This window comes from Cryobacterium sp. MP_3.1 (assembly GCF_035984795.1).
Taxonomy (GTDB): Bacteria; Actinomycetota; Actinomycetes; order Actinomycetales; family Microbacteriaceae; genus Cryobacterium; species Cryobacterium zongtaii.
On the sequence record NZ_JAXCHV010000041.1, the window covers coordinates 1 to 9,968 of the forward strand.

Below are 9,968 nucleotides of genomic sequence, written 5' to 3' on the forward strand. Positions count from 1 at the left end.
GAAAGTGCTGGGCTGGAAGACACCGGCCGAGGTCTGGGCAGAGCACTTAGTATTGAGCGAACAAGTCGGTGTTGCAACGACCAGTTGAATTCGCCCTGGGAGCCTCGGTCCGAGTGCAGGATCGTGCCGTCGATGGTGCGCTGACCGATCGCGTTCCGGGCCGCGGCGACGGCCAGGGACGCCTTCATCCTCGAGTCGAGGGAGTACCCCACGATCTTGTTCGAGTAGACGTCCTTGATCGCGCAGAGGTAGAGCTTGCCCTCGTCGGTGCGGTGCTCGGTGATGTCGGTGAGCCAGAGCTGGTTCGGGCGTGTCGCGGTGAATTTCCGCTCGACGAGGTCGTCGTGCACGGGCGGGCCTGCCTTGCGGGTGAGGCCGCGTTTCTTCGCGAACACGGACCAGAGTCGTTGCTGGCAGCAGAGTCGCCAGACCCGGTTCTCGCCGGCCGTGAGGCCGGCCTGGTGGAGCTCGTCGGCGATGAAGCGGTAGCCGAATGCGGGGTCGTCCTGGTGAGCGTCCCAGGCGGCGTTGGTGAGGTGGGCGTCGTCCCAGTCGCGCTGGGAGATGGGGTTGCGGTTCCATTGGTAGAACGCTTGTTTAGAGAAGCTCAACACCCGGCATGTCACCGTGACGGGGACACCGTCGACGGCCATTTCGCGGACCAGCGGGTACATCATTTTGGGTTGACGTCCCGGGATAGGTAGGCCACGGCGCGGCGCATGACCTCGGCTTCCTGCTCGAGCAGCCGGATGCGCTTCTTGGCATCGCGGAGCTCGGCGGATTCCTTCTCGGTCACGCCCGGCTTGACGCCTTCTTCGACGTCGGCCTTTCTCAGCCAGTTCGCCAGGCAGGATTCGGAGATTCCGAAGTCCTTCGCGATCTGTTTCAGCGGTGCTTCGTTCTTCCTGGCGACCGCGACCACGTCACGGCGGAACTCGGGTGGGTAGGGCTTGGGCATGTTGACATCTTTCCAGCGAAGACGAATCTCCACAGGTTAGGAGTCAACTAAACCGGGGGCAGTCCCTAGTTCCAACCGCGAACCGTTTAGCGACCAGGACGCAGCCTTGGCGCTGGCCTTGGCTCAAGTGGCAACGATCAGCCTCGTTCAGCATCAAACCATCCGCAATCAAGCACGGTGAACGGTCAATTCCAGCAAGCGCTGAAGAGCAGGATACTCATCGAGCAAGCTAAGGGTGTTTTGGCGCAGCGCCACGGGATGCCCATTGATGAAGCGTTCTCCCTGCTCCGCACCTACGCGCGCACAAGTAGTTCAAAGCTGCACGACATCGCTGATGGTGTCGTGCATCACTGGCTCTCGTTTTAGGTGGACCGATTGAGACGTCCGCTTGAACGACCTCGCCTGGATTAGAAGTCCAGGGCTGCTTGCCTTCAACTTTCCGGTAGTTCAGCCAACGGGTGGGTAAAGAGGTGCCGGACAGTACCCCAGATTTCAGGCGGTTTGGTTGGTTGTGGTGACGTGGTGTTGGATGACTGTGGTCAGCGGCTGGATAGTCAGTTTGATCAAAGGGCATTCGTGTTCTTGGGTGTAAGAGTCGACGCTGACGGCAAGTTTGTGGCGAGTCCACGATGTTCGGGGGCTGCAGGGGTTGCGGTCAATGATCTCTGGCGCGCCCAGATGAGTGGTGAACTCGTTGGTCAGGGCGCCGTACCCGGGCGAGATGGTGGGGCCGGTGGCGGTGGTGTCCGACAGATAGACGCTGAGCCCGATCCCGTGCGGGGGACAGGTCGTCCAGGCACCCCAGATGTCTAGCTCGGGGCAGTGCCAACGCGCGACCCGAACCGCGCGTTCAATGTTTCGGTGGGCGAGAAAAACGTCGCAGGAATGCCTCTCGAGAAGCGCGATTGCGTCGCGTTCCAGGACAGGCCACGTGTCAGAGAGTAACGAGTCGACTAGGTCGAAAATTTGACGGGGCGTAGCGGCGGTGCTCATCGGACACCGCGGCGTGAGGTGAAGCTGTTGCGTAGATTCATGAGCACCCCACACGCGAGTGGGCCCCCTGCTCAACTCGCGCTTTCACATAGCTGACACCCCGGACGAGCCAAAGTCAAGATTTCGAGCCGGCGTACCGGAGGGCGAGGAGCCACGCCGTGACGTCGTGGATCAAAGTCCAAATCCGGCTGCGTCGATGAGTTCGAACCTTAGATCTCGTCGGGCGTCGTTGACACGGACTTGCGATACTGGCGCGGCACGAAGACCCAGAGACACCGAACTCTCACCCGGCGCAGCTTGCCGCCAATATCGACCTACAAGTCAACGGAGCGCACGTCAGATTCAATTTCCGTACCGTTGATGATGAGCTTGCCGAGGAGGCTCCCTTTCGAGTTGATGAAAACACAGTCAGCGCCAGTCGGCCAACGCCCCTGCCAGGCTTCTGCGTGAACGCGCTAGAAGACCACGAACAGTCGATACCGGGATGTCGAGTTCATCTGCAATGAGGGCGTAACTGCAGTCGGAGAACTCGCGCATTAGCCAGGCGCGGCGCTGGTTGGTCGGCAGATTGGCAAGGGCCAGGGCCAATGCCTCATTTTGGAGCAACGTTTCGACGACTTTGAAAGGCTCGGTGTCGAGGACTTCTGTTGTGTCATCGTCATACTCGGCAGTCACCGGGGCGCTCCTACGCATCCGGTCCAGGCATTTATTGCGCACCACACGCATTAACCATGCCTTCACGTACGCGCCATCATTTAAGGTTGGTAACTTTTCCCATGCAGTGATCAGGGCCTCCTGCACGATATCGTCAGCATCGGCAGACGACTTCAGGATCCTGACGGCGTAGCCGTGCATCAGATTCCGATAGCGACGTACCAAGACCTCAAAAGCGACCAAATTCCCGCTCGTCGCGACGTCAACCAAGTCACTATCCGGTTCGTCTTCGAGGAGCTGGCGGCCGACGTCCGCCAGCAGCATCGAGTTGCTCGATGGCTGGGCGGAAGGACCCACCGGGTCGGGCGTATGATCTCGATCGGCTGAATTCACTCGTTGAGTATACGGATACAACACGGCCCAAAACGCTGACCAAAACTCAATTTTAGGGCAATTCCGTTAGCAGCGTCATGATGCTGAGGAACGAGACATGCTGAGAGCTGAGAAGAGTTGCATCGGGCGAAAAAAACAGGTGCAGGAATGGTGACTTTCGCTGTAGCGTGAGCGAATGTCCCCTCATGATGAGACGAAAAGCGCAGCTGCGGTGTTCCGGGCTCTCGCGGATACATTGAAGCCCGGGTACGACGTCCTTGACACAATGGACGTTCTAGTTCAGGGCTGCACAACTTACACGTCTGCTGTCGCCGCTGGCCTCCTTCTCGCAGATGTCCGCGGGGTTTTGCATGTTGCCGCGTCAACTAGTGAACGTGCAAGTGACGTGGAGGAGGGACAGCTCGGCGCCAACGATGGCCCGTGCCTTGAGGCGTACCGTTCAGGTAACACCGTCGATATCCCCAATATCGCTCGCGTGAAAGGGACTTGGCCTGCCTTCGCCGACATCGCGGAAGAACGCGGCTTCCACGCCGTCCACGCTGTTCCCCTGCGTTTCGGTCAGCAAAGCTTTGGTGCAATGAATTTGTTTTCTGCAGCGCCTGGACCGCTCGGAGATCGAGACGCCGCATTGGCGGCAGCCATGGCTCGCTACGCGGCTAAAAGCGTCGAGCAGCACCGTAAACTTCAGCAGAACCAGGCTGTTCACTCCGGGCTGCAAAACATGCTCGACGGACGCGTGCTCATCGAGCAAGCTAAGGGCGTTCTCGCGCAACGTCACGGCGTACCCATGGATCAGGCCTTCCTGATCCTGCGAGCGGCTGCAGCCAGCGCGCACGTGAGCCTTCGCGATATGGCAACGAAGTGTGTGACACACCCCGTCAGCGACAACGAACAAGCGATGATCAGCTAGGTCCGATCAGCGACCAACCCTTGCTCAGGAAAGAGTAGGGGTCAATCCGGAGGTTCCACCGTCTCTCCAAACGGCGGCAGATTGATGTCCTCCTCATTTACCTTGACGTCTCCAACGTCATCGGGACCGCCTGTTCCCGGCGCCACATTCACTTTGTCGGCAATCTCGGGGTCGAGCGTTGACGGTGCGGCGTCGGCCTGTTTGGCTTGCGTTTCAGTTTCGCTCGCCGGGCTGTAACTGGTGTCTTTGCGGGTCTGATCGTTGTCGCCCAAGTCAGTGCCGGACATCGCATTCCCTCCATGTCGTGGATCAATTCACTCAAGCATGCGTTGTCAGGGGTGCTCCTGACTAGCATTCGACAAAGATGCGTCAGTCGCCGGTAGCAGAGGTCACACGCGCATGGGCGGCCGTGATCCAGCCCTCTCGGCCGAATACTCCGGTCATATCCTCACCAGCCTCGGACTGTCACTTCACGAAACGGTCCGGTAGCTCAAGTTCTGGTCCGACACTCACCGCGACGAGGTCTCAGCGCATCAAGCACAATTTGACCATGCGCGATAGCTGGGCCCAGGCGCTGTCCATGGCGCGCGATCCACGCTGCGTCACCACGCGCTCCGGGTCGCGAAACATATCAACAGTTACGTTCCCATCTGACGCGCCGCCTACGATCGTTTTCGGTGAGGGGTCGATCAGCAGCGGGTACTGCGTACCCGAAAAGACTGCGGCGGCCGGCACACGAGTACTACGCGGGTGTGGACCCTAGTACTGCCTCGTCGCTCTTTTTCGAGACTGGAGTCTGATGTGCAGGTGCGGCTTGGTTCGTAGCGTCATAGGTGAACGAAAGGCAAGTAATGATTCGAGTTCACTCTTTGACCAAGCGCTATGCCGCCCCGCGGCCGCGCGGAAAAAAGTCCTGCATGCGCCCTTTAGCCGGCCGCTCTCAGCAAGGTCAACCAGGTGCACGCTCGCGTCAGACGACGCCTGTCGCTGCCGGGCTGGCGCTGATGCTCGGTTCCGTACTGTTGGTCGGATGCTCGCCAGCAGTGGCCACCCCGGAGCAGCGGTCAACGACCGCCCTCAAGCCGGCATCCGACGAGCTCAGCACTATCGTCTCCGGGATCGCACCCGAAGGCTGCACCGATGCCTCGCTGCCCGTCACAGTCGAAGAGGAGCGCCTCACGGCCTTTATGCCGGACGAGGCCGATCCGTCGCAGCCCGCCGATCGTACGTTCGCACGCATGATGGTCGAGGGCGCCGGATTCGGTGAGTTCACCGCTGCTTTCGCCAAAGACGTCTGCGTACAGGTGTCCCTTGCCGATGCGAATACCGTCGTCGAGGGAATGGGTACCCTGCTGTGGCAGGACGCTGTCGCCCGAGCTCAATCGACGGAAGGCGTCACCGGTGACCTGCCGGCGAGCGACGACCGACCGCTGTACTGGACGCGGCTGGAGGCAATGTCCGTGCTGCATCAGTGGGGCCCGGACTTCACCCTCTCCACCAAAGAGCGTGCGTTTCTGGTCGATGCCTTCGACCGGGCGGCCCGTGGCATGCGCGACGTCGATCTGCCGTCCGGCGACCAGGTGGCGCGGGTGCTGGTAAGCGGAATCGATCCCTTCACTCTCGACGGTGGCGCCACGGGCAGCGCGGCGGGAACAGCCGGCAATCAGATTCGCTACGGTAATCCGTCCGGGGCGACCGTACTGGCGATTGACGGTACGACGACGACGGCTCCCGATGGCACCACGGTGCGCTATGAGGCGTACACGCTGCCAGTGAACTACCCCGAGTTCGAGCGCGGATATCTGGACGACACCGTGGGGCCGCTGATGGAGCCCGGCGACGATCGGTTGGATGCGTCAATCACCATGAGCCAGGCGGGCGGGTCGCAGTTTGCGCTGGAGCAGTGGAACGGCCGGTACCACGGCGACGTTGCCGGCAACGACAACTTCGCGCCCTGCCCACCTGCCGGTTTGACCGGCGCCGCGCAGCTGGCGAAGGACAATCCTGGCTGCAACACCCAGGTGCTGGAGCGTTGGGGTGGCGGCGACATATTGACGGATCCGCCACAGTGGACCGCGTCGACGCTGCCGATCGAGCAGATGATCGCGGCACGCACGGGTTCGGAAGTTCCCCGTCCGCCGGGCGATTCGTGGGAAGACGAGTCGGTTGCGTTCGGCGTGCTATGGAATACGAACTACAGGTATTTCCCCAGATGCGACTCAGGTGAAGAGAAGGAGACTTCCCAGCGCGAGGACACATACCCACCCGCCATCCAGCCGACGCCCCCACCCCAGGGCTCCTGCGCGCGCAGCGGCGGAGGTGGCACCTACCTCTCGAATGAGTCGGCCTACCGCAACACGCTGCTGCGCGATCGGGCAGGACTCGACATCCCGGCAGGGCACATCCACACCCCCGACATGCAGCACTTCCACACCGAGTTCGCCGTGACGGATGCGACGTTCGAGGCGTGGCGTGACGCCATCGTCGCCCAGGCACGCGAGCTCATCGCGGTGGTGGGGACACACAACTGACATCTGCGGGCACGTGCTCAGGAGCCAGCCAGCCGACAGAAGGGGATTGGGGAGCACGACATCGGCCGCCCGCCGCCCGGCCGGATACGGTCCGAGGCGACAAGGGCCCATTCGTCCCGCGCGATCCGCTCACATTTACGCAGTCGCGGCATCACGGCGGTGATCCCGGAGCCGTGCGACCAGCTGGCCCAGTTGACGTGAAGCACGCTTCTCGTGTTGAATAGCCATAGAAGGGGAGTAATCCTCGCTCCGCATCGTCAATACGTTCCCGCCGCGGGTTCCGGTGCGCAGGGCCGCCAGGCCGATGAGACCTTCACGATAATTTCTTGGAGGTCTTTGTCATGACTGTCCCCCTGTGGGCGTGGTTCGCTGTCCTGGGTGTGATCCTGCTGATGCTCGCCGTCGACCTGGTCGCCCACCGCAAAGCTCACGTGATCGGTGTGCGGGAAGCCGCCGTGTGGTCGATCGTGTGGGTGACTCTCGGTGTCGCGTTCGGCGTGCTCGTGTGGACGCTGTGGGGGGCAGAATTCGGGCAGCAGTACTTCGCTGGCTACCTGATCGAGAAATCCCTCGCGGTCGACAACGTGTTCATCTGGGCGATCATCTTCGCCGCTTTCGCGGTCCCACGCGAGTACCAGCACCGGGTACTATTCCTCGGCGTCCTGGGGGCCCTGATCTTCCGCGGGATCTTCATCGCCGCCGGCGCCGCGCTGATCGAGAACTTCTCCTGGATCCTGTACGTATTCGCCGCGTTCCTGATCTACACCGGGTGGCGGATGTTCCGCTCCCGCAACGACCACGTCCACCCCGAGAAATCTCGCATCCTCAAGGTGTTTCGCCGGTTCGTGCCGATGACCGACGCTTACCACGGGCAGAAGTTCCTGATCCGCAAAGCAGGAATCGTGGTGGCGACCCCGCTGCTGGCCGTGCTGGTGCTGGTGGAAATCACGGACATCATCTTCGCCGTCGACTCGATCCCGGCTATCTTCGCCGTCACTAGCGAACCGTTCCTGGTCTTCAGCGCGAACGCGTTCGCCATTCTGGGGCTTCGGGCGATGTATTTCTTGCTCGCGGACCTGATCCATCGGTTCATCTACCTCAAGATCGGACTCGCGTTCGTCCTCATCTGGGTGGGTATCAAGATGCTGCTGCTGGATGTCTTCTACATCCCGACCACGATCAGCCTGGCCGTAGTCTTGACCATCATCACGGTGTCCATCGTGGCCAGCCTCCGCGCCACCCGCGGTCAAGGCCGACGCGAAGTGCAGGCCGAGGCCGCAGGGGCGTTCCGGATCGCCACCGACGAGGAACTTGCTGCGGTTGAGCCGGTCTTCGGCCGCCGTGGCCGAGTGCCCGCCGGGGGCGGAAAGGATCGCTTCGATGCGTGACCTGGACCCCTCGGTGGATCTGTACTCTCAACCGCAGACAGTGCGGAGAGGCCGTCGAGGTGTAACGCCGGCGGTGCTTGCGTCGCCGCTGCTCGCGGTAGCCGGCATTTTGGGCGTCGCGTGGACCGTCGGCGTTGAGGACGCCTGCGGGGGCCCGGTGCCGGGATGCGGCAGTCTGCGCAATGCAGGAGATATCCCGGTCACGGTCCGGGCGGTCATCGATCAACCCGACACGGAGACTCTGGTCGGGGGAGGAGCGCGGGCGCTGCTGGGCGGCTGGAGCAACGGCGTGAGGGTAGATCGTGGGCAGTGCCTCACCGTCGAGGGTGGCCCGTTCTGGGACACCCTCACGGTGATCGATCGCACCACTGAGGCGACCGGGGTGTGGCATCCGGTCGATGACTGGGGCGCTCGGGTGCAGCTGCACGACCGGCCGTGCCCGGAATCGAGCTGATCACAATGACGCACTCTCCCCGCGACTGCCAGCTCCGCGGCCCTGCGTACGAAGCGCCGGTCGGCCGCCTGGTCTTGGATGGGGTGCTGTGGCCTGAAGACCTCCTCAAGCTCACCCGCCACGATGACCTGTGTGTGCACGTCGTTCTTCCCCGCGACAGGGACCGCTGGGTGGGACTGTTTGCCGGCGTGCGAGTGCTGGCCGAACGGACCGCGCACGTCGGGGTGCACGCGCAGCCAGAACGTGGTGGATTCAGCATCGATCCGGCCGTCCTCTCACTATCGAGTGAACGCCGACGTTGGGCGATGCTCGCCGAGGTAATTCGGGATGCAGGCACGGCGGGTGTGGAGCTGACGCCATCGCAGGTATACGTCGAGGCTTTTAGCGCCACGCGCGCCACACTTCGGCTCCCGGCTCCCGCCGGAAGGGTCAGCGTATGGGGGGTACTGTGCGTCGCGTGGTTCCCGCTCACCCCTTTGTTCTCTTCGAAACCCCTGATCCTTTGGTGATGTTGGGGTATTCGCCCGCTTCGCCAGCCGCCGTAGTGTTCAGCCACAGAAAGGAGCACACATGAACTGCCCTCACGACGGAGCCATGCTGGCAGTCGCTCGCCGAGCCGGCGTTGAGATCGACGTCTGCCCGATCTGCCGGGGGGTGTGGTTGGATCGCGGAGAACTGGACAAAGTCATTGCCCTCGCCGGCACCCGCAGCCGTCCAGGCCGGCCACCGTCACTACCCCCGCTGCAAGTGACAAGCTCCGCGAGCGAGAATATGGACACCCCGCCTGTCAGCCAATCCAAAGACACCGCACCCCGGGGCGAGAACTGGCTAGCGGACCTGTTCAAGGACACCCCGCCACCCACCGACCGGAAGACGTGACCGGAAGCACGGCTAACCCGCCGCAACGATCCGCTGGAACCCGGGCTGACCTGCCCATTCCGATGAGAACTCTCATGAACATTGTTCTACCGCCACACCGTGCTGACCTCCACAATCCTCAACTCGATCTCCGCTCGCTGGTAATGACGCTGAGGAACGACTTGGTTCGCCGGCACGGTTACTTGCGCTCGACCGCACCAACGGTGAGCGCGACCAGCTTGCGAACCCCCTCGGTGGTGTCAGTGGGCTCTGTTCTTCGCCTCAAGCAACGACCTCACCACCCAGTTCGAGTACGCCAACGACCCCGAGCGGGTGGTCATCGACATGTCCGCCTCACGCATCTGGGACGCCTCCACGGTGGCCTCGCTGGACGCGACCACCAACAAGTACGAACGCCACGGCAAGCGCGCCGTGATCGTGGGCCTAAACGAGGCCAGCACCGACCCTCACGCTCAGCTGGTGGGCGACCCGGGCGCCGGTCACTAACAGCACCGGTCCCCGAAATTCCAGGCTCGATGACTCACGAAAAATTCGAAGGACCTTCCCGCTGATCAGGCTCACGCTCCCTTGGCGTGGCAACCACCAGATTCTGGGGGATGGGCGCGGTTGGCGGGGCGTTGCTGCTGGCCGCCACGGTGCTGGCACTTGGGCCGGCCAGCACGGGCGCTGCAGGGTTCTGCAAGTCCGTCCGCGACCTCACCTTCGGGACCGAGTATCTGCACCTCAATTGAGCACCGGGGCGTGTGTTTGGCGTTGATCCGTGCACAGCGATTGTCAGTTTGCCCTCACGAACGGTCCTTTCCGCTGG

Annotated in this window: 11 protein-coding genes and 3 pseudogenes; 10 read left to right on the plus strand and 4 right to left on the minus strand. The window is 62.4% G+C overall.

Going from position 1 to position 9,968, the window contains the following annotated elements:
• Positions 1–95: 95 nt before the first annotated feature.
• Positions 96–958, minus strand: a pseudogene (locus RCH12_RS17085) (IS3 family transposase); the annotation flags it as partial.
• 177 nt (positions 959–1,135) lie between these two features.
• On the opposite strand from RCH12_RS17085, the gene RCH12_RS17090 reads away from it, so the two are divergent.
• Positions 1,136–1,324 carry an ANTAR domain-containing protein gene (locus RCH12_RS17090; RefSeq protein ID WP_327017668.1) on the plus strand — a complete coding sequence of 63 codons (189 nt, stop codon included), beginning with the start codon at positions 1,136–1,138 and terminating at the stop codon, positions 1,322–1,324.
• 126 nt (positions 1,325–1,450) lie between these two features.
• On the opposite strand, the gene RCH12_RS17095 is transcribed toward RCH12_RS17090, so the two are convergent.
• The gene (locus RCH12_RS17095) at positions 1,451–1,951 is read right to left on the minus strand and encodes a hypothetical protein (RefSeq protein ID WP_327017669.1); all 501 of its coding nucleotides are present in this window, start codon (positions 1,949–1,951) and stop codon (positions 1,451–1,453) included.
• Between the two features lie 408 nt (positions 1,952–2,359).
• Positions 2,360–2,998: an RNA polymerase sigma factor gene (locus tag RCH12_RS17100; protein ID WP_327017670.1), complete on the minus strand. Its 639-nt coding sequence runs from the start codon at positions 2,996–2,998 to the stop codon at positions 2,360–2,362.
• A gap of 175 nt (positions 2,999–3,173) precedes the next feature.
• Here RCH12_RS17100 and RCH12_RS17105 point away from each other — a divergent pair, with 175 nt between their 5' ends.
• Positions 3,174–3,908: a GAF and ANTAR domain-containing protein gene (locus RCH12_RS17105; protein ID WP_327017671.1), complete on the plus strand. Its 735-nt coding sequence runs from the start codon at positions 3,174–3,176 to the stop codon at positions 3,906–3,908.
• 41 nt (positions 3,909–3,949) lie between these two features.
• On the opposite strand, the gene RCH12_RS17110 is transcribed toward RCH12_RS17105, so the two are convergent.
• Positions 3,950–4,195 carry a hypothetical protein gene (locus tag RCH12_RS17110; RefSeq protein WP_327017672.1) on the minus strand — a complete coding sequence of 82 codons (246 nt, stop codon included), beginning with the start codon at positions 4,193–4,195 and terminating at the stop codon, positions 3,950–3,952.
• Between the two features lie 582 nt (positions 4,196–4,777).
• On the opposite strand from RCH12_RS17110, the gene RCH12_RS17115 reads away from it, so the two are divergent.
• The 8 genes and pseudogenes from RCH12_RS17115 (at position 4,778) to RCH12_RS17145 (ending at position 9,891) form a co-directional block, all read left to right on the plus strand.
• A complete protein-coding gene (locus RCH12_RS17115; protein WP_327017673.1) occupies positions 4,778–6,439 on the plus strand; it encodes a hypothetical protein in 1,662 nt (553 codons plus the stop codon).
• A 68-nt stretch (positions 6,440–6,507) separates the two neighbouring features.
• Positions 6,508–6,622, plus strand: a pseudogene (locus RCH12_RS18585) (IS5/IS1182 family transposase); the annotation flags it as partial.
• Positions 6,623–6,780: 158 nt separating this feature from the next.
• Positions 6,781–7,827 carry a TerC family protein gene (locus tag RCH12_RS17120; RefSeq protein ID WP_327017674.1) on the plus strand — a complete coding sequence of 349 codons (1,047 nt, stop codon included), beginning with the start codon at positions 6,781–6,783 and terminating at the stop codon, positions 7,825–7,827.
• A 73-nt stretch (positions 7,828–7,900) separates the two neighbouring features.
• Positions 7,901–8,281 (plus strand): hypothetical protein, encoded by a 381-nt coding sequence (locus tag RCH12_RS17125; protein ID WP_327017675.1) that lies wholly within the window; start codon positions 7,901–7,903, stop codon positions 8,279–8,281.
• Entirely contained in the window at positions 8,263–8,790 is a 528-nt protein-coding gene (locus RCH12_RS17130; protein ID WP_327017676.1) for a hypothetical protein, read from the plus strand. The genes RCH12_RS17125 and RCH12_RS17130 overlap by 19 nt, the downstream gene beginning before the upstream one ends.
• A 61-nt stretch (positions 8,791–8,851) precedes the next feature.
• The gene (locus RCH12_RS17135) at positions 8,852–9,160 is read left to right on the plus strand and encodes a TFIIB-type zinc ribbon-containing protein (RefSeq protein WP_327017677.1); all 309 of its coding nucleotides are present in this window, start codon (positions 8,852–8,854) and stop codon (positions 9,158–9,160) included.
• Positions 9,161–9,409: 249 nt separating this feature from the next.
• Positions 9,410–9,646, plus strand: a pseudogene (locus RCH12_RS17140) (STAS domain-containing protein); the annotation flags it as partial.
• 86 nt (positions 9,647–9,732) lie between these two features.
• On the plus strand, positions 9,733–9,891 hold the full coding sequence (locus RCH12_RS17145) for a hypothetical protein (RefSeq protein WP_327017678.1): 159 nt from the start codon (positions 9,733–9,735) through the stop codon (positions 9,889–9,891).
• Positions 9,892–9,968 lie beyond the last annotated feature (77 nt).